We start from the raw sequence: 19,226 nt of genomic DNA, 5'->3' as shown, positions 1-19,226 counted from the left end.
GTACCCCCGAAATGTCTTACAACGCCGCAGGCGTACCCGAGAAGTTCGCGATGCTCGGGCTCACGTACGACGACGTCCTGCTGCTGCCGGGGGCGTCCGAGGTGCTGCCGAACCAGGTCGACACCTCCTCGCGGGTCTCCCGCAACGTGCGGGTGAACATCCCGCTGCTCTCCGCCGCGATGGACAAGGTCACCGAGTCGCGGATGGCGATCGCGATGGCCCGCCAGGGTGGCGTCGGCGTCCTGCACCGCAACCTGTCGGTCGAGGACCAGGCCAACCAGGTCGACCTGGTGAAGCGCTCCGAGTCCGGCATGGTCACCGACCCGATCACGGTCGGCCCGGACACCACGCTGGCCGAGGCCGACGCGCTGTGCGCGAAGTTCCGCATCTCCGGCGTGCCGATCGCCGACGAGGGCGGCAAGCTGCTCGGCATCGTCACCAACCGCGACATGGCCTTCGAGTCGGACCGCAGCCGCCGGGTCCGCGAGATCATGACCCCGATGCCGCTGATCACCGGCAAGGTCGGCATCTCCGGCGTCGACGCGATGGCGCTGCTCCGCCGGCACAAGATCGAGAAGCTGCCGCTGGTGGACGACGAGGGCCGGATCAAGGGCCTCATCACCGTCAAGGACTTCGTCAAGGCCGAGCAGTACCCGAACGCCGCCAAGGACGCCGAGGGCCGTCTGCTGGTCGGCGCCGCCGTGGGCGCCAGCGCCGAGGCCTTCGACCGCGCCCAGGCCCTGGTCCAGGCGGGCGTGGACTTCCTGGTCGTCGACACCTCGCACGGTCACAGCCACAACGCGCTGGCCTGGATCGCGAAGATCAAGTCGGCCGTCGGGATCGACGTGGTCGGCGGCAACGTCGCCACCCGTGACGGCGCCCAGGCGCTGATCGACGCCGGCGTGGACGGCGTCAAGGTCGGTGTCGGCCCGGGCTCCATCTGCACCACCCGCGTGGTCGCCGGCATCGGCGTCCCGCAGGTCACCGCGATCTACGAGGCCGCGCTGGCCTGCCAGGCGGCCGGCGTGCCGGTCATCGGCGACGGCGGCCTGCAGTACTCCGGCGACATCGGCAAGGCGCTCGCCGCCGGTGCCGACACCGTGATGCTCGGCTCGCTGCTGGCCGGCTGCGAGGAGTCCCCGGGCGAGCTGCTGTTCATCAACGGCAAGCAGTTCAAGTCCTACCGCGGCATGGGCTCGCTGGGCGCCATGCAGACCCGCGGCCAGGCGAAGTCCTTCTCCAAGGACCGCTACTTCCAGGGCGAGGTCACCTCCGACGAGAAGCTGATCGCCGAGGGCATCGAGGGCCAGGTCCCCTACCGCGGCCCGCTGTCCGCCGTGCTCTACCAGCTGGTCGGCGGCCTGCGCCAGACCATGGGCTACGTGGGTGCCGCCACCGTCGCCGAGATGGAGAGCAAGGGCCGGTTCGTCCGGATCACCTCGGCGGGCCTCAAGGAGAGCCACCCGCACGACATCCAGATGACCGTCGAGGCGCCGAACTACACCAGCCGCTGATCGGACGCCCGTCCGGAGGGCCCGCCACCGACCGGTGGCGGGCCCTCCGGGCTGTCCGGGCGCCGCTCCGCGGCCGGTCCGGGGGGCGGGGCGGCGCCGTGCGGCCGCCCGGGGGTACGGGATACTGGGGGGCGGCCGGGGTGACCCGGCCGGCATGAGCAATACCAGCAGAAGGGCTCGAAGTGACTGAGATCGAGATCGGGCGTGGCAAGCGCGGCCGCCGGGCGTACGCCTTCGACGACATCGCCGTCGTCCCCAGTCGCCGTACGCGCGACCCGAAGGAGGTCTCGATCGCCTGGCAGATCGACGCCTACCGTTTCGAGCTGCCGTTCCTGGCCGCGCCCATGGACAGCGTGGTCTCCCCGCAGCAGGCCATCAACATCGGCCGCCTCGGCGGCCTGGGCGTGCTGAACCTCGAGGGCCTGTGGACCCGCTACGAGGACCCGCAGCCGCTGCTCGACGAGATCGCCGCGATCACCGACGAGGCCGCCGCCACCCGCCGTCTGCAGGAGATCTACTCCGAGCCGATCAAGGCCGAGCTGATCAAGCACCGGATCCAGGAGGTCCGCGACTCGGGTGTGGTCACCGCCGCCGCGCTCTCGCCGCAGCGCACCGCCGAGTTCTCCAAGGCCGTCGTGGACGCCGGGGTCGACGTCTTCGTCATCCGCGGCACCACCGTCTCGGCCGAGCACGTCTCCGGTGCCGCCGAGCCGCTCAACCTGAAGCAGTTCATCTACGAGCTGGACGTCCCGGTCATCGTCGGCGGCTGCGCCACCTACACCGCCGCCCTGCACCTGATGCGCACCGGCGCGGCCGGTGTGCTGGTGGGCTTCGGCGGCGGCGCCGCGCACACCACCCGCAACGTGCTGGGCATCCAGGTGCCGATGGCCACCGCCGTCGCCGACGTGGCCGCCGCCCGTCGCGACTACATGGACGAGTCCGGCGGCCGCTACGTGCACGTCATCGCGGACGGCGGTGTCGGCTACAGCGGCGACATCCCGAAGGCGGTCGCCTGCGGCGCCGACGCGGTGATGATCGGTGCCGCGCTGGCCCGGGCCACCGACGCGCCCGGAAAGGGCTACCACTGGGGCATGGAGGCCGTGCACGAGGAGCTGCCGCGCGGCAAGCGGGTCGACCTCGGCACCGTCGGCAGCACCGAGGAGATCCTCACCGGCCCGTCGCACACCCCGGACGGCACCATGAACCTGTTCGGCGCCCTGCGCCGGGCGATGGCGACCACGGGGTACACCGAGCTCAAGGAGTTCCAGCGGGTCGAGGTGACCGTCAACCCGGCGCTGCACCACCGCTGAGCCGGCCGCTCCCGCCCGAGGCCCCCGTCGCACCGCGCGACCGGGGCCTCGCGCCGTTCCGGGGCCCGGCGCCGCTACTGGCGGGTGGCCGCCCGGCGGGTCAGCAGGAAGCCGCCGATCACGGCGATGCCGTAGAAGACCAGGTCCAGCGTGCGGCGGTCGGAGCGCCAGAGCGGGAGGGCGTCGCGGAGCAGTTCGCCGTACCCGGTGCCGGCCAGGTGGTGCAGCCGCCGGGTCTGTCCGAGCAGCTGGCCCAGGAACAGCGCTCCGGACGCCAGTACGGCACCCAGCGGCGGCAGCAGCCGCCCGGTGCCGCCGAGCCGGCCGAGCGGCCAGGCCACCGCGGCCGCCGGGGCGATGGCCAGCCAGCCGACGGTGGAGTGCGCGCGGAGCGGCGCGCAGCCGAGGGCCGCCGCGCCGGCCAGCATCGCCAGGACGGCGATCGCCACCGCCCGGCCGGTCCGGCCGGGCCCGCGCCGGCGACGGCGCCCGGCGGTGTCCGGGCCGGGTGTCGCGTCGTCCGCCGGGGCGGGGACGGCCGGGTCGACGGGGTGGTAACCGGCCACCGGGGCACCGGGCATCCCGGGGGCGACGTACCCCTCCGGGGTCTCCGGTTCCGGTGCGACCGAGAAGTGCCGGGCCGCGGGCGGCCGGTTCGACCGGCCGTCAGCGTCCGGTGCGGATGCGGTCATGGACGTCCTTTTCCCCCCGGAAAGACGGTGAGCTGCCGAACGGTAGCAGTGGCCGGAGCCGGCCGGACAGAGTTTTCGATCACAGATCGGGCACGGAGCGCCGCCCCGGCCGGGGGTGCGGACCAGGGTGGCCGGGGGCCGGGTGGCCGGGCGCGCGCGGGACAGGGGATGATGGAGGCTTGGGCGTTCGGGCCCGACGCCGGTCCGACGTGCCGTCATCACGACCGCCAGCAGCACATGGGGGAACGTTCCGAATGACCCAGGCGCAGGGTTCCACCGGCCGCCTCCTGGCCGGACGCTACCGGCTGGACGCGGTGCTCGGTCGTGGTGGCATGGGCACAGTGTGGCGCGCCGAGGACGAAATGCTGGGCCGGACGGTCGCGGTCAAGGAACTGCGGATGAACGCCAGCGTGGACGAGGACGAGAAGCACCGGCTGATCGTCCGGACCCTGCGCGAGGCCAAGGCGACGGCCCGGATCCGGCACTCCTCGGCGGTCACCGTCTTCGACGTGGTCGAGGAGGACGACCGGCCGTGGATCGTCATGGAGCTGGTCGAGTCCCGCTCGCTCGCGGACGTCATCCGGGAGGACGGCCCGCTGGCGCCGGCCCGGGCGGCGGAGATCGCGCTGGACGTGCTCGGCGTGCTGAGCGCCGCGCACGCGCACGGCATCCTGCACCGGGACGTCAAGCCGTCCAACGTGCTGATCGGCGAGGACGGCCGGGTCGTGCTCACGGACTTCGGCATCGCCAGCGTGGAGGGGGACTCCTCGGTGACGTCGACCGGCATGCTGGTCGGCGCGCCCTCGTACATATCCCCGGAGCGGGCCCAGGGGCAGAAGCCCGGACCGCCGGCCGACCTGTGGTCGCTGGGCGGCACGCTGTACGCGATGGTCGAGGGCCGGCCGCCGTACGACCGGGGCTCGGCGCTGGCCACCCTGACGGCGGTCATGACGGAGGAACTCACCGCGCCGGTGAACGCCGGGTCGCTGCGGCCGGTGGTCGAGGGGCTGCTGGCCAAGGACCCGGCGGAGCGGCTGACCGCCCCGCAGACCCGGTCGATGCTGAAGCGGGTGGTCGCGGAGGCGACCGCGCGGGCCGAGTCGACCACCGAGCACGCGGTGCCGGTGGCGGGCGGCGACCCGGCCGACACCGGGGCGGACGGCGGCACGGCCGCGGGCAAGGGCGGCGGGAAGCCCCCGGTCGGCGGACTGTTCGGGACGGTCCGGGTGGGCAGCCGGTCCGGGGACGCCGGCAGCGGGGAGACGCCGGTGGCACCGGCCGCCCCGGAGCCGACGGGGGACGGGCCGGTCCCGGTGGGGGGCGCGGAGACCTCGGCCGAGGCGGCCAGGCCGGTCACCAGTGAGTGGACGCTGGGTGCGACCCAGGCCGCCGGGGCCGACCCGCGCACCGGCCGGCGGCGGCTGGCCGTGGCCACGGCGGTGGTGGTGCTGCTGCTGATCGCGGGCCTGATCGTGCTGCTGCAGGCGTTCGGCGGCTCCGAGGACGGCTCGGCCGACGGCGCGCGCGGCACCGCGCCGGTGGCGGCGGTCACGGACGACGGCGCGGACGGCGCCGCGCCGGCGACGGTGCCGGAGACCACCGGCCCGGGGGAGGCCGCTCCGCCCGCGCCGACCGCCGCCCCGGCGGCCACGCCGACGCCGACGCCCACACCCACGCCGACCCCCAGCGCCACGCCGACGCCGACCCCGACCCCTGCGCCGCCCCCGGCCGGGGCCGTCGTGCCGGCCGGGTTCCACGAGTACAAGGACCCGTCCGGCTTCTCGATCGTGCTGCCCGACTGGCTGCAGCCGACCGGCTCCGACGCGAACCGCCGCACCTTCAAGGGCAACGGCAGCACCCTGCGGGTCGAGTGGACGACCACGCCGGGGGCGAGCGCGCTCGCCGACTGGCAGGCCTCCGAGCCTGGGCTGCGCGGGCAGGTGAGCAACTACCAGCGGGTGCAGCTGCAGTCCGTCGCCTACCGGGAGTGGACCAACGCGGCCGACTGGGAGTGGACCAACGGCACCCCCAGGACGCACTCGCTGAACCGGGGCTTCGTCACCGGCTCCCCGGCCAAGTACGGCTACGCGATCTACTGGACCACGCCGGACGCGGACTGGGCGGCGGCGCCGAACGCGCAGGCACGGCAGACCGCGTTCGACACCTTCCAGCCCGCGCCGTAGGGCGGGGCGGTGGGGGGCACCCGCCCGCGCCGCGCGGGTGCCCGTTCGGTCACCCGATGAGGCGCTGTTTGGCGCGGGTGAACTCCTCGTCGGTGAGGGCGCCGGCGGTGTGCAGGGCGGCCAGCCGCTCCAACTGGTCGAGCAGGTCGGCGCCGCTGGGGGCGGGGGCCGCGGGGGCGGCGGCGAGCGCTTCCTTCCGGGAGCCCTCGCGGGCCAGCCGGGCGGCGGCCCGGAGCTGTTCGGCGAACACCTCGGCCTTGACCACGTCCTCGAAGCGGTGCGAGCCGGTCAGCGCGACCACGAGCAGCACCTCGCCGTTGATCCGGGTCCTGGTGACGGTCGCGTCGGTGACGGCGGCGAGCGGAACCGGGACCGGGGGCTTCCCGTCCTTGAGGAAGAGCAGCCGGTGGGTGGTCAGAACCAGGACGCCCTTGCGGAAGTGGTCGGGGTGGCGTCCCGCCGTGGAGGCGATCGGCTTCTCGTCGGGGGCGACGTTCGCCTCCACCGTGCGCAGGGCCGCGGCCCGGTGGTCACCGCTGCTGTTGCCGGCCACGTCGAAGGCCCCGTCGATCAGATCGCTCCAGTCCATGGACCGAGGGTAGTCCGGGGTACCCCGGCGGTGCCTTCCGCGGGCAACCAGGGCCTGTCTCTTGGATCCTTGCCGGGGTCGCGGCGGTGGGGCACGCACCTCGCCGCGTTGTCGTCGGTCGCCAATGCTCCGCAGTGGCTCCCTCCTCCGCCTTGCGATGCACGCACCCCACCGCCGCGACCTGACCGACAAAATCCAAGAGACAGGCCCTAGGCTTAACGGCGAGCGGAGAGGAACACGCATGCGAGCGGGCCCGGGGCAGGTGCTGGCGGGGCGTTACCGGCTGACGGACCACCTGGAGGCGCTGGGCGCCTTCGCCGCGGACGAGCGGACCGGTGACGTCGTGCGGCTGCGCGCGCTCGAGCTGCCCGCGGTGCTGATCGGGGATCAGGAGCCGGACGTCGCCGCCGCGGAGCCGGGGGAGCGGCTGGTGCGGCGGGTGGCGGCGGTCGGCGCCGCGGCGCCCAGGCACGCGCGACTGCTCCAGGGCGCCGGCGCGTTCGTCGAGGGCGACCTGCTGTGGACGGTCGAGGAACGGCCCGCCGGACAGCCGCTGGACGCGCTGCTCGGGGCCGGCCCGCTGCCGCCGTACCGGGCGGCCGAGGTGGCGGCCGACCTCGCCGGGGCACTGCGGGCACTGCACGGCGCGGGCCTGGTGCACGGGAACGTGACGGCAGCCTCGGTGCTGGTCGGCGAGGACGGCGCGGCCCTGCTGGGCGGGCTGCTCCCCGGGGTGGCCGAGGAGGCGCTGGCCGAGGAGCTGGGCGGTCCGGGCGGGCGGCGGCGGTACGAGGTGCGGGCCGCGCTGGTCGGGCCGGTGGCCGAGCGCTGGCCGCTGGACGGCGGCCCGGCCGGCGACTGCTGGGCGCTCGGGGTGCTGCTGCACCGGATGGCGACCGGGCGGTCGCCGTACCCGGAGGGCGGGGTGCCGGAGCTGGTGACGGCCGTGCGGGAGGGCCGGCGGGTCCCCGCCGAGGCGTGCGGACCGCTGGGGCCGCTGGTGGAGCGGCTGGTGCGGTCCGACCCGGGGCTGCGGCCGACGGCCGCGGAGATCGCGCTGGAGCTGGCGGAGCTGCTGGCCCGTGCGCCGGAGCCGGTGGACGGGCCGGGGGCGGCCGGCGCGCCGGGCGTTCCGGGGCCCCGGCCGGCCGGGCGGGCCCGGCGCCGCCGGGCGAAGGCCGCAGGTGGCGGGGGCGGGCCGCGGGACCGGCACGGGGGGACGGCGAAGGCGGGAACGGTGCGGGCGGAGGCGGCCGGAGCGGCCCGGCCGCCGCGGATCCCGCCGGCGCTGCTGGGGCCGCTCCTGGTCGGCGGAGTGTTCCTGCTACTGGTCCTCGGCGTGGCGGCCGTGGTGCTGTTCGCAGGCTGACGGGGCCGGTGGGAACATGGTCGCCGGAACGGTGGGCGGGGGAGATTACCCGGGGGCACCCCGGACGCCTAGGGTGTCCGTGGAATCTGTTCGATTCAGTGGTCTGCACCGAGTGGTCTGCACCGGGCCCTCCGTCGCGTGACGGCAGGTGAATGAGGGGGAGCGGTCGCGGATGGGCGCGCAGGACCGGCCGGGGTCGGCCGAGGGGGAGCGGCTGCTGGTCGGTCGCTACGAGCTGGGCGAGCGGCTCGGCCGCGGCGGGATGGGCACGGTCTGGCGGGCCCGGGACCGGATGCTGGACCGTGAGGTCGCGGTCAAGGAGCTGACCGTCAGCCACCTCCCCGAGGAGGAGGTGGAGATCCTGCACGCCCGGATGAAGCGGGAGGCCGCCGCGGCCGCCCGGATCAAGCACCCCGGCGTGATCACCGTGCACGACGTGCTGGAGCAGGACGGTCGGCCGTGGATCGTCATGGAGCTGGTCGACGGCCGTTCGCTGGCCGACGTGATCAGCCAGGACGGCACCCTGCCGCCGCGCGCCGCCGCCGAGGTGGGCGGCCAGGTACTGGCCGCGCTGCACCGGGGCCACCAGCTGGGAGTGCTGCACCGGGACGTGAAGCCGGCCAATGTGCTGCTGGAGCACGGCACGGGCCGGGCGGTGCTGCTCGACTTCGGCATCGCGACGTACGAGGGCTCGGCCGAACTGACCCGGCCGGGCGATCTCGTCGGTTCGCCGGACTACCTGGCGCCGGAGCGCGCCCAGGGCGAGCGGCCGGGCCCTGCCTCGGACCTGTGGGGGCTGGGGGCGACGCTGTACGCGGCGGTGGAGGGCGACTCGCCGTTCCGCCGCACCTCGCCGCTGACCACGCTGGCCGCGGTGGTCGGGGACCCTCTGCCGGAGCCGCGCCGGGCCGGGCCGCTGGGGCCGGTGCTGGCCGCGCTGATGGCGAAGGACCCGGACGAGCGCCCGAGCGCGGACGAGGTGGCCCGGATGCTGGCCGAGGTGCAGGCCGGGCACACGGTCGGGCTCAAGCCGGTCGCGCCGGTGCGGACGCCGACGCAGTCGGTGCCGGTGGTGGACCGGGCGGGCCAGCCGGGGGAGCGGTCGGAGGACGGGTCCGAGGAGGAGTCCGAGAACGGGCCGGAGGACGGTAACGAGGACGGGGCTGGGGTCGGGGCGGCGTCGGCGGAGGGCGCGGAGGCCCTCACGGTGCCGCGGGCCCGGGCCGCGTCCGACCGGACGACGACGGAGCGGGCCGCACCGGACCGGACGGCATCGGACCGGACGGCGACGGAGCGGGCGGAGGAGCCCCCGACGGAGCCTTCCCCCGGGACCGACCCGGCGCCGGAGAGCGACCAGGGGGCGCCCACCGGACCGGTCACGCCGGTGTCGTACACCGATGCGCCCGCGCGCGGGCCGGCCAGGCGCCGGAGGGTGCTGCGGGCGCTCGCGATCGTGGTGGGCCTGGCGGTGCTGGCCGCCGGTGCGCTCTACCTGGTCCGGCACCAGCGGGCGAAGGACCCCGACCGCTCCGACCCGGCCCCGACCCAGGGCCCGGTACCCGGCACGGTCGGGCCGCCGCCGACCGCCCCGGCCGACGGCACCCCCGCGCCCAGCGGCTACCAGTGGGTGGACGACCCGGCGGGCTTCCGCTTCCCGCTGCCGGTGACCGTCCCGGCCTGGCAGCGCTCCAGCACGCCGGACAACCAGATCTACTACAGCCCCGACAACAAGGCGCACTACCTGCAGTTCGCCGTCACCGTGGGCCAGTCGGTCCGGCCGCTGGAGCACATGCGGCAGATGGAGAGCACCGTCTCCAAGTCGCTGAAGGAGTACAAGCAGCACCGGCTCACCGGTGTCGCCGTGAACGGCCACGAGGCCGCGGTCTGGGAGTTCAGCTACCTGGCCAAGGAGGGCGGCCGCCGCCGGGCGATCGAGGCCGAGTTCATCGACGAGGACGGCACCAGCTACGCGATCTACTCCTCCAGCTTCGACCGGGGCAACGAGTGGAACGAGGCCGAGCAGCGGTTCAACGCGGTGCTCCACTACTTCACCCCGACCCGCTGACCGCCGCGGGCCGCCGCTGATCCGCGGGGCCCGCACCCGCACGGGGGTTTCTTGTTACCGACGGGTACCGCACCGGCCGCCGAGCGCCTAGGCTGCGCCCTATGTCGGACCTCACAGCAGCTGCCACGGCCACCGATCCCGCGGGCCCCGGCGCGCCGGGCCGCAACCCCGCCGCCCCGGGCGGCGGGCGCACCGTCGCCTCGGCCGTGCCCCCGTCACTGGTCGACCGCCTCGCCGCCGGTGTCACCGCCACCGGCGAGCCGAGCGTGGTGGAGACCGTCGCCCCGCTGACCGGCGAACGGCTGGCCGGCCTGCCGCGGTCCACCCCCGCCGACGTCGAGGTCGCCTTCGAGCTCGCCCGCCGCGCGCAGCCGTCCTGGGCCGCGCTGCCGGTCCGTCGGCGCGCCGCCGTCCTGCTGCGCTTCCACGACCTGCTGATCAAGCGGCAGGACGAGGTGCTCGACCTCATCCAGGCGGAGACCGGCAAGGCCCGGCTGCACGCCTTCGAGGAGGTGCTCGCGGTCGCGATCGCGGCCCGCCACTACGGCCGGTCCGCGCACGGCTACCTGCGCGACAAGCGGCACCTCGGCGCGGTGCCGCTGTTCACCCAGGCGGTCGAGGCCCGCCGCCCCAAGGGCGTGGTCGGCCACATCTCGCCGTGGAACTACCCGTTCGAGCTGTCGGTCGGCGACGCGCTGCCGGCCTTCGTCGCGGGCAACGCGGTGGTCAACAAGCCGGACACCCAGACCGCGCTGACCGCGCTCTGGGCCCGTGAGCTGCTGATCGAGGCCGGGCTGCCGGCCGACCTGTGGCAGATCGTGATCGGTGACGGCCCGGTGATCGGCCCGGCCGTGGTCGAGCACGCCGACTACGTCTCGTTCACCGGCTCCACCCGCACCGGCCGCGAGGTCGCCCGGCGGGCCGCCGAGCGGCTGGTCGGCGCCTCGCTCGAACTCGGCGGCAAGAACGCCCTGCTGGTGCTGGCCGACGCGGACCTCGACAAGGCCGCCGAGGGCGCCGTCCGGGCCTGCTTCTCCTCGGCCGGCCAGCTGTGCATCTCGATCGAGCGGCTGCTGGTCCACCGCTCGGTGGCCGACGAGTTCCTCGCCAAGTTCGCCGCCCGCACCCGCGCGCTGCGGCTCGGCGGCGGCCTCGCCTACGGGGCGGACATGGGCTCGCTGGTCTCGGGCCGCCAGCTGGAGGCCACCACCCGGCACGTCGAGGAGGCGGTCAAGGCCGGCGCCACCGTGCTGGCCGGCGGGAAGGCCCGGCCGGACCTCGGCCCGTTCTTCCACGAGCCGACCATCCTGGAGGGCGTCACCCCGGACATGGCGGTCTGCGGCGAGGAGACCTTCGGGCCGGTGGTGTCCGTCTACCGCTTCGACACCGAGGAGGAGGCGGTGGCCGCCGCCAACTCCACCCCGTACGGCCTCAACTCCAGCGTCTGGACCACGGACGTGCGGCGCGGGCGGGCGATCGCCGCCCGGCTGCGGACCGGCACCGTGAACGTCAACGAGGCGTACGGCGCGGCCTACGGTTCGGCCGCCTCGCCGATGGGCGGCATGGGCGACTCCGGGCTCGGCCGGCGGCACGGCGCCGAGGGCATCCTGCGGTTCACCGAGGCGCAGACGATCGCGAGCCAGCGGCTGCTGCCGCTCGCGCCGGCGTTCGGCCAGGACGACAAGCAGTACGCGGCGATGATGACCGCCGGGCTGCGGATCCTGAAGGCGCTGCGCGTCAAGTAGCCGGGCCCCCGGGCCGGCCCCCGTTTCGTGAACGACTTCCGAAGGAGCAGAGGAAGATGGTGGGTTCGGCTGACGGCCGGGAGTTCGACTACGACGTGGTCGTGGTCGGCTCCGGCTTCGGCGGTTCGGTCTCGGCGCTGCGGCTGACCGAGAAGGGGTACCGGGTCGCCGTCCTGGAGGCCGGGCGCCGCTTCGACCGCGACGAACTGCCCAGGAACTCCTGGGACGTCGCCAACTACCTGTGGGCGCCGAAGCTCGGCCTGTACGGCATCCAGCGCATCCACCTGCTGGCCAACGTGCTGATCCTGGCCGGTGCCGGGGTCGGCGGGGGCTCGCTGAACTACGCCAACACCCTGTACGTGCCGCCGAAGGCGTTCTTCGAGGACCGCCAGTGGCAGCACATCACGGACTGGCAGGAGGAGCTGGCGCCGTTCTACGACCAGGCGCGGCGGATGCTCGGGGTACGGCTCAACCCGACCGTCACCCCCTCGGACGTCCACCTCCGGGCCGCCGCCGAGCGGATGGGTGTCGGTGACACCTTCCACATGGCGCCGGTCGGGGTGTTCTTCGGCGACGGCAAGGACTCCGACGGCACGGCGAAGGCGGCGCCCGGCGAGGAGGTGCCGGACCCGTACTTCGGCGGCGCCGGCCCGTCCCGGCGGTCCTGCGTCGAGTGCGGCGAGTGCATGACCGGCTGCCGCCACGGCGCCAAGAACATGCTCACCGAGAACTACCTGCACCTGGCCGAGCGGGGCGGCGCCGAGATCCACCCGCTCACCACGGTGGCCCGGATCCGGGAGCGGGGCGAGGGCTTCGCGGTGGACGTCCGGCGCACCGACGCCCGTTCCACCACCGACCGGGTCAAGGCCGGGGCGCGGACCATCACGGCCGCCCGGGTGGTGGTCGCGGCCGGGACCTACGGCACCCAGAGCCTGCTGCACCGGATGCGGGCGGCCGGACACCTGCCCCGGATCTCCGCCCGGCTCGGCGAGCTGACCAGGACCAACTCCGAGGCGCTGGTGGGCGCGCAGACCACCGACCGGCGGTACGGCGCCCGCGCGGACTTCACCAAGGGCGTGGCGATCACCTCCTCGATCCACCCGGACGGGAACACCCACATCGAGCCGGTCCGCTACGGCAAGGGCTCCAACGCGATGGGCGCGCTCTCGATCGCCCAGGTGCGCGGTGGCGGGCGGATCCCGCGCTGGCTGCGCTACCTCGGCAACTCGGTCAAGCACCCGGTGACCTTCGGCCGCTCGATGAACCAGCACCGGTGGTCGGAGAAGACGATCATCGGCCTGGTGATGCAGTCGCTGGACAACTCGATCACCGTCTCGCTGAAGGAGAAGGGCCTCGGCAAGGGCACGCTGACCTCCCGGCAGGGCCACGGCGCGCCCAACCCCACCTGGATCCCGGCCGCCGAGCAGGGCGCGCAGGCGCTCGCCGAGGAGATCAACGGCTTCGCCGGCAGCAGCGTCGGCGAGATCTTCGACATCCCGCTGACCGCCCACTTCCTCGGCGGCTGCGCGATCGGCGACTCGCCGGAGACCGGCGTGGTCGATCCCTACCACCGGCTCTACGGCCACCCCGGGATCAGCGTGGTGGACGGCGCGGCGGTCTCCGCCAACCTGGGCGTCAACCCGTCGCTGACGATCACGGCGCAGGCCGAGCGGGCGATGTCGATGTGGCCCAACAAGGGCGAGGAGGACACCCGGCCGGCCGCCGGCGAGGCCTACCGCCGGGTCGCCGCGGTCGCGCCCGTCGCACCGGCGGTGCCGGAGGACGCGTTCGGCGCCCTGCGGCTGCCGCTGCTGGCGGTGCCCGAGGTGCCGAAGAGGCGGGACTGAGCACGGCCGGGGGCCGCGCCGCGCTCCGGGCGGCGCGGCCCCCGGCGTCTCCCCGTCCGGTCCGTCGACGGTGACCGGTTGACAGCTGTCCGTGCCCGATGAAAGAAAGGGGCGCCCTGGGGGGACCAGGCGATCGTTCGTTCGGACGGGGGGACGCGGCCCATGGCCATCTGCGCATCCTGCGGCGCGGTTTCGGCGGGAGGGGCGCCGGTCTGCGCGTCCTGCGGACGGCCGACCGTGCCGCCGCCTTTGCTGCCCCCGCCTTTGCTGCCCCCGCCGCTTCTTCCTCCGCCGCCCGCCGAACCGCCGACCGGGCCGGGCGCGGCCGGACCGGTGGACCTGCCGCCGCCGGTGCTGCCCCCGGCGCCGCCGGCCGCACCGCCCGCCCCTCCTGCCCCGGCCACCCCGCCCTCGCTGACGAAGCCGGGCGCCGGAGCGCCGGCGGCGGGACCCGGTGCACCCCTGCCCCCGGTGCTGCCGCCGCCGGTGCTGCCCCCGGCGCCGCCGGTCGGCGGGCCGTGGGGTGCCGGCCGGCCCTACGACCCGGCCGCCGGCCGGCCCGCCGCGCTCGCCGGGCTGATCGGCGCCGACTGGCGCCCGGCGCTGCGGGCGGTCGTGGCGCCGACCGCCGTCCTGCTGCTGGCCGCCCTGATCGCCGCCGTCCCGGAGAGCGACTACTACTCCGCCCCCTTCGACTCGCCGCCCTTCGGCAAGCGCCTCGGCAGCTCGCTGGCCATGGCGCTGGGTGCGCTCGGCGCGCCGTACCGGCTGAGCCTCGGCACCGAGTGGGGCGAGAGCTCGTCGGTGTTCCGCGCCCTGCCGATGACCGTCACCGTGCTCTGGCTGCTCGCGCTCTGGCTCGGCCTGCGGGTCGGCGCCCGCCGCCGGCAGCAGCGCACCGGCGAGCAGCAGACCCGTCGGCAGGCGGCCGCCGAGGCCGTGCGCACCGCCGTCGTGGCCGCCGCCGCGACCCTGCTGCTCGGTCTGGTCGGCGGCACGCGGTGGCACCCCGGCGGCCGCGGCCTCGGCATGGACTCCGCGGACGCGCTCCAGGGGCTCGGTCGGACGACCTACGGCGCGTCGGCCGGCTGGTGGGAGGCGGTCGCCTGGACGGCCCTGCTCGCCGGCCTGCTCGCCTTCGCGGTGCACGGCACGGACGCGCTGCGCTGGGCGGCCTGGCGCAACCGGGCGGTGCGCGGCTGGGCGGTCGCGGGTCTGGCGGCCGGGCGCGCGCTGGCGGTCTCGGTGGCGCTGGCGGCGGTGGCCGGCTTCGTGCTGGTCGCCGTCCGGGCCGACGGCGACCTGACCGGTGCCGCGGTCGCCTTCCTGCCCAACCTCGGTCTGCTGCTGCTCGGGGTGGGCTCCGGGGCGGTGTTCCGGGCCGGCAGCTCCGTCGCGTCCGACGGGGTGCCGGACTGGCGGACGCGGCCGTACGACGCGAACGAGTACTCCTTCTTCGACCCGGGCACCGCGGGGGCCGACTGGCGCTGGTCCGTCCTGCTCGCGCTGGTCTCGGCGGTGGTGCTGGGCCGGACGGCGTTCCGGCGACGGCTCGACCCGGCGGACCGGCTGCGGCTGGCCGCCGTGTACGCGGTCGGGCTCAGCCTGCTGATGCTGGTCGCGGGGACGCTGGTGTCCACCGAGTCCGTGGTCGGTCCGCTCCTCCGCTCCCGGGACTTCGGCTCCGAGGACTCGCTCTCCCTGGTGCCGTGGACGCTGCTGGTGGCCAACGCGGTCTGGGCGGCCGTGGGCGCGCTGGCGGTGCCCCCGCTGCTGGCCGCGCTCGACCGCCCGTCGGCCCCGCCGGCGGACCGGGACCCGGGGGAGCCCGGGGCGGAGTCCGCCGGGGTGACGCCGATGGTGCTGGAGGTGGTCGATTCGGAGGACGGTCGGCGCCCGGCCGCACCGGTACCGGAGGACGGCGGCCCGGTGGACCCGAGCATGTGGAGCCGGCGACCCTAATTGTGGAGCCGGCGCCCCCGATAGGGCCTCTCCTGCGGAGCGCTGTCGGAAGCGGGCCGGAAACCGACCCCGGACAGGGCAAAGGGCCCCGCGGGGGAACGGGGCCCTTTGTCGCTCAGCACCCGGCGTCAGGGCCGCGCCGGTGCTGGGGTGACGGCGCCGGGGGAGGAGCGCCGTCCGGTCGAATGGCCGATGGGTCGCGCGTCGCCGCGGATCCGGCGGGGTGGGCCGGCGCGCGCGGGCGCACAAGGCCGTGGCGGTGGTCCCGGACGCATGCCTGCGTCGAGCCTTCGCTCACGGAGCGTGAGGTGATAATCGTTGCCACCGCGTGTCTCGGCGGCATCGACCGGCACTCCGCGGATGGCGCTCGGGCCATCGGGAGAACCTCTTCCGAACAGCATCGTGCTGGACGAAGGGCTTGCTCTGCAACCGATTCGGCATGATTCGGTACAGGCCGTTTCCGGCCGGGCCGGTCGCCGGCCCGGGTCGGGGCGGTCCCACCGGGTGCCGGACGGGGTGACGGCGGGGCGACATCGATGATCACCGTGTGTAGTGGCTCCGCTCGGAGCGCACAGAGACGCGCGTAGCGGCGCGGGGACGGGGACCGGGGTGCGCCGGGATCGCACCGGGTGCGGCGGTCGGCACCGGGCGTCCCCGGCGGCCGACCGCCCCACCTCCTTGGTCCAGTCGCGGCCGGGGTCGCTGTCCCCTGCTGGCCGGCCGCAGCACCCGCGCACGGTCCCACGGCGCGGCGCTCCCCGGTCTGACCGGTTCCGCGACCGCGCCACGCGCGCCGGTGGACTGGTTGAGCTCCACGCGTGGTCCTGCACTGCCGTACGGGGCGCCCTGGCCGGGGCGGGGTGACGCGTCTGGCGGACGCGGCGCGGTCGTACGGTCCGCCCGGAGCAACGAACCGGCCGCCGCGACGGTCACGGCCGCGGGGGCGGGCAGACGAGTGAAACCGGCCAGCCCGGTAGACTCGACGGCAGACCCCCGCCCGTCGCCCGGCGCACACCCTCCGAGGGGCGCGCCGTGTGCGACACCTTTCGTACCGCTGCCGGAAGGCCGTCTGTGTCCTCTGCTACTCCCGTCCAGTCCGTGCCTGAGACCGACACCGTCCTGGTCGTCGACTTCGGTGCCCAGTACGCCCAGCTCATCGCCCGACGGGTGCGTGAGGCCAGGGTCTACAGCGAGATCGTGCCGAGCAGCATGCCGGTCGCCGAGATGCTCGCCAAGAACCCGAAGGCGATCATCCTGTCCGGCGGACCCTCGTCGGTCTACGAGGACGGCGCCCCGCAGCTGGACCGCGCGATCTTCGAGGCCGGCGTGCCGGTCTTCGGCATGTGCTACGGCTTCCAGCTGATGGCCAAGACGCTCGGCGGCACCGTCGACAACTCCGGCGCCCGGGAGTACGGCCGCACCCCGCTGGTCGTCTCGCGCACCGGCTCGACCCTGTTCGAGGGCGTCCCGGCCCAGCACTCGGTGTGGATGTCGCACGGCGACGCCTGCTCGGCGGCCCCGGAGGGCTTCACCGTCACCGCCTCCACCGACGTGGTGCCGGTCGCGGCCTTCGAGAACGACGAGGCCCGGCTCTACGGCGTCCAGTACCACCCCGAGGTGCTGCACTCGGACCACGGCCAGCAGGTGCTGGAGCACTTCCTGTACCGCGGCGCCGGCCTCGCCCCCACCTGGACCACCGGCAACGTGGTCGAGGAGCAGGTCGCGCTGATCCGCGCCCAGGTCGGCGACAAGCGCGCCATCTGCGGTCTGTCCGGCGGTGTCGACTCCGCGGTCGCGGCCGCCCTGGTCAACAAGGCCATCGGCTCCCAGCTCACCTGCGTCTACGTCGACCACGGTCTGATGCGCAAGGGCGAGACCGAGCAGGTCGAGAAGGACTTCGTCGCCGCCACCGGCGTGCAGCTGAAGGTGGTCGACGCCAAGGAGCGCTTCCTCACCGCGCTGAAGGGCGTCAGCGACCCGGAGGAGAAGCGCAAGATCATCGGCCGGGAGTTCATCCGGGTCTTCGAGCAGGCGCAGGCCGAGATCGTCGCCGAGGCCGGCGAGCACGGCGAGTCGGTCGACTTCCTCGTCCAGGGCACCCTGTACCCGGACGTGGTGGAGTCCGGCGGCGGCACCGGCACCGCCAACATCAAGTCCCACCACAACGTCGGCGGCCTGCCCGAGGACCTGCAGTTCTCGCTGGTCGAGCCGCTGCGCAAGCTGTTCAAGGACGAGGTCCGGATGGTCGGCCAGGAGCTGGGCCTGCCGGAGGAGATCGTCCAGCGCCAGCCGTTCCCGGGCCCCGGTCTGGGCATCCGGATCGTCGGCGAGGTCACCGAGGAGCGGCTGGACCTGCTCCGCGAGGCCGACGCGATCGCCCGCGAGGAGCTGACCGCGGCCGGCCTGGACCGCGAGATCTGGCAGTGCCCGGTGGTCCTGCTCGCGGACGTCCGCAGCGTCGGCGTCCAGGGCGACGGCCGGACCTACGGTCACCCGATCGTGCTGCGTCCGGTGTCCTCCGAGGACGCCATGACCGCCGACTGGTCGCGCCTGCCGTACGACGTGCTGGCCCGCATCTCCACCCGGATCACCAACGAGGTCCGCGACGTCAACCGCGTCGTGCTGGACTGCACCAGCAAGCCGCCGGGCACCATCGAGTGGGAGTGAGCGACTCCCCGCCCCGGCCGGTCCCGAACCGGTTCTGAACGACCGTGCCGCCGCTCCCGTACCGGGGAGCGGCGGCACGGTCGTTCCGTGTCCGCGGGAACCCGGCGGGTGGGCCGTCCCACCGAAAGCGTTCACGACCGGGCAGAATGCGTCCGGACCTGTCAGGCGGTGACGGGCCGGCGAGGAAGGTGTGGGGAATGTCGGAGGCCAGTAGCTCCGTGGCGGCCGGGCCGGGTCCGGCCGCCGGCATCGGCGACGGTACGGCCGGACCGCCCCCGGGCGGCGGCGAGGGTTCGGGGCCGGCGGGCAGAGCCGGGCGGGTCGCCGCCTGGAAGGCGGCCGGCTCGCGGCTCGCGCTGCTGCCGCTGCGACTCTTCCTCGGGGTCACCTTCGTCTACGCGGCGCTCGACAAGCTCTCCGACAGCCACTACCTGGCCGGCGCCGGCGACCCGGCCTCGTTCGTCTCGCAGACCCGCGCCGCCAAGGGCTCCAGCCCGATCTCCTTCCTGCTCGGCCCGGCCCTCGACCACCCCACGCCGTTCGCCCTGCTGGTCGCCTTCGGCGAGCTGGCGGTGGGTCTGGGCACCCTGCTCGGCCTCTGGGGCCGGCTCGCCGCCGCCGGCGGGGCCCTGATCGGGCTCAGCCTCTGGCTCACCGTCAGCTGGAACGTCTCGCCCTACTACCTCGGCAACGACCTCGTCTACCTGATGGCCTGGACGCCGCTGCTGCTGGCCGGCACCCCCCACCTGTCGGTGGACGGCTACCTCGCCCGGCGGGCCGGCCGGGACCGGCTCCGCGGCCTGGCCGAGGACCACGTCCGGCGGCGGGCCCTGATGGACGGCGGCATCGCGGCCGTCGCGATGGGCGGGGCCGGGCTGCTCACCGGCTCGCTCACCGCCACCTTCGGACGGGACGAGCCCGTCGCGAAGGCGAAGCAGCCCGCGGCCCCGGCGCCGGCCGGCCCGCCGGTCACGGTCGACGCCGCGAGCGTCCCGGTCGGCGGCTCGGCCCAGGTCAAGGACCCGGTCAGCGGCGACGCGGTCTACGTGGTGCAGCCCAAGGCGGGCCAGTACTGCGCTTTCTCCTCGGTCTGCACCCACTCCGGCTGCGCGGTCGACGCGCCCAAGAACGGCCAGCTGTACTGCCCGTGCCACGGCTCCCGGTTCGACGCGGCGACCGGGGCGGTGCTGAACGGGCCGGCCACCAAGCCGCTGCCGAAGTACCCGGTCACCAAGGAGGGCGACAAGCTGCGCCTGGGGCCGGTGGAGGGCTGACGCCCCGCC

12 protein-coding genes and 1 pseudogene are annotated in these 19,226 nt (G+C 75.0%); 11 read left to right on the top strand and 2 right to left on the bottom strand.

Features of this window, described 5'->3' with window-relative positions; translation table 11 throughout:
• Window positions 1–11 precede the first annotated feature (11 nt).
• Together guaB and ACIPYS_RS18735 are read left to right on the top strand one after the other, a co-directional pair.
• Complete coding sequence (guaB, locus tag ACIPYS_RS18740) at window positions 12–1,514, top strand: IMP dehydrogenase (RefSeq protein WP_093861741.1); 1,503 nt, start codon at window positions 12–14, stop codon at window positions 1,512–1,514.
• Between the two features lie 182 nt (window positions 1,515–1,696).
• Complete coding sequence (locus ACIPYS_RS18735; RefSeq protein ID WP_093861742.1) at window positions 1,697–2,824, top strand: GuaB3 family IMP dehydrogenase-related protein; 1,128 nt, start codon at window positions 1,697–1,699, stop codon at window positions 2,822–2,824.
• A 74-nt stretch (window positions 2,825–2,898) separates the two neighbouring features.
• On the opposite strand, the gene ACIPYS_RS18730 is transcribed toward ACIPYS_RS18735, so the two are convergent.
• Complete coding sequence (locus ACIPYS_RS18730; RefSeq protein ID WP_400747354.1) at window positions 2,899–3,516, bottom strand: hypothetical protein; 618 nt, start codon at window positions 3,514–3,516, stop codon at window positions 2,899–2,901.
• A gap of 254 nt (window positions 3,517–3,770) precedes the next feature.
• Between ACIPYS_RS18730 and ACIPYS_RS18725 the strand changes: the two genes are divergently transcribed.
• Complete coding sequence (locus ACIPYS_RS18725; protein WP_400747353.1) at window positions 3,771–5,699, top strand: serine/threonine-protein kinase; 1,929 nt, start codon at window positions 3,771–3,773, stop codon at window positions 5,697–5,699.
• A gap of 49 nt (window positions 5,700–5,748) precedes the next feature.
• Here the strand turns inward: ACIPYS_RS18725 and ACIPYS_RS18720 are convergent, their stop codons facing one another.
• Window positions 5,749–6,288, bottom strand: a complete 540-nt coding sequence (locus ACIPYS_RS18720) for an SHOCT domain-containing protein (RefSeq protein ID WP_093861745.1) — start codon at window positions 6,286–6,288, stop codon at window positions 5,749–5,751.
• Window positions 6,289–6,529: 241 nt separating this feature from the next.
• On the opposite strand from ACIPYS_RS18720, the gene ACIPYS_RS18715 reads away from it, so the two are divergent.
• The 8 genes and pseudogenes from ACIPYS_RS18715 to ACIPYS_RS18680 all read left to right on the top strand — a co-directional run bounded on the left by ACIPYS_RS18715 (window position 6,530) and on the right by ACIPYS_RS18680 (window position 19,217).
• Entirely contained in the window at window positions 6,530–7,657 is a 1,128-nt protein-coding gene (locus tag ACIPYS_RS18715; protein ID WP_400747350.1) for a hypothetical protein, read from the top strand.
• 172 nt (window positions 7,658–7,829) lie between these two features.
• Window positions 7,830–9,722: a protein kinase gene (locus ACIPYS_RS18710; RefSeq protein ID WP_400747348.1), complete on the top strand. Its 1,893-nt coding sequence runs from the start codon at window positions 7,830–7,832 to the stop codon at window positions 9,720–9,722.
• Window positions 9,723–9,823: 101 nt separating this feature from the next.
• Window positions 9,824–11,467 carry a succinic semialdehyde dehydrogenase gene (locus ACIPYS_RS18705; RefSeq protein WP_093861747.1) on the top strand — a complete coding sequence of 548 codons (1,644 nt, stop codon included), beginning with the start codon at window positions 9,824–9,826 and terminating at the stop codon, window positions 11,465–11,467.
• Window positions 11,468–11,523: 56 nt separating this feature from the next.
• Window positions 11,524–13,314, top strand: a complete 1,791-nt coding sequence (locus ACIPYS_RS18700) for a GMC oxidoreductase (RefSeq protein WP_400747346.1) — start codon at window positions 11,524–11,526, stop codon at window positions 13,312–13,314.
• A 471-nt stretch (window positions 13,315–13,785) separates the two neighbouring features.
• Window positions 13,786–15,276: a hypothetical protein gene (locus ACIPYS_RS18695; protein ID WP_400747344.1), complete on the top strand. Its 1,491-nt coding sequence runs from the start codon at window positions 13,786–13,788 to the stop codon at window positions 15,274–15,276.
• Between the two features lie 1,071 nt (window positions 15,277–16,347).
• Complete coding sequence (guaA, locus tag ACIPYS_RS18690) at window positions 16,348–17,943, top strand: glutamine-hydrolyzing GMP synthase (RefSeq protein WP_093861750.1); 1,596 nt, start codon at window positions 16,348–16,350, stop codon at window positions 17,941–17,943.
• A gap of 197 nt (window positions 17,944–18,140) precedes the next feature.
• A pseudogene (locus ACIPYS_RS18685) lies at window positions 18,141–18,734 on the top strand (DoxX family membrane protein); the annotation flags it as partial.
• A gap of 42 nt (window positions 18,735–18,776) precedes the next feature.
• On the top strand, window positions 18,777–19,217 hold the full coding sequence (locus tag ACIPYS_RS18680) for a ubiquinol-cytochrome c reductase iron-sulfur subunit (protein WP_400747500.1): 441 nt from the start codon (window positions 18,777–18,779) through the stop codon (window positions 19,215–19,217).
• Window positions 19,218–19,226: the final 9 nt, after the last annotated feature.

Source organism: Kitasatospora sp. NPDC089913, assembly GCF_044748625.1.
GTDB lineage: Bacteria > Actinomycetota > Actinomycetes > Streptomycetales > Streptomycetaceae > Kitasatospora.
Note: the sequence above shows the minus strand (reverse complement) of the source record. Positions and strands in the feature narration are given on the sequence as shown.

Bases quoted from the DNA above. Each gene is read 5' to 3' on its own strand.
- ACIPYS_RS18730 (WP_400747354.1), bottom strand. From the start codon at position 3,516: ATGACCGCATCCGCACCGGACGCTGACGGCCGGTCGAACCGGCCGCCC.
- ACIPYS_RS18680 (WP_400747500.1), top strand. From the start codon at position 18,777: ATGGACGGCGGCATCGCGGCCGTCGCGATGGGCGGGGCCGGGCTGCTC.
- ACIPYS_RS18715 (WP_400747350.1), top strand. From the start codon at position 6,530: ATGCGAGCGGGCCCGGGGCAGGTGCTGGCGGGGCGTTACCGGCTGACG.
- ACIPYS_RS18720 (WP_093861745.1), bottom strand. From the start codon at position 6,288: ATGGACTGGAGCGATCTGATCGACGGGGCCTTCGACGTGGCCGGCAAC.
- guaB (WP_093861741.1), top strand. From the start codon at position 12: ATGTCTTACAACGCCGCAGGCGTACCCGAGAAGTTCGCGATGCTCGGG.
- ACIPYS_RS18700 (WP_400747346.1), top strand. From the start codon at position 11,524: ATGGTGGGTTCGGCTGACGGCCGGGAGTTCGACTACGACGTGGTCGTG.
- ACIPYS_RS18705 (WP_093861747.1), top strand. From the start codon at position 9,824: ATGTCGGACCTCACAGCAGCTGCCACGGCCACCGATCCCGCGGGCCCC.
- ACIPYS_RS18725 (WP_400747353.1), top strand. From the start codon at position 3,771: ATGACCCAGGCGCAGGGTTCCACCGGCCGCCTCCTGGCCGGACGCTAC.
- ACIPYS_RS18710 (WP_400747348.1), top strand. From the start codon at position 7,830: ATGGGCGCGCAGGACCGGCCGGGGTCGGCCGAGGGGGAGCGGCTGCTG.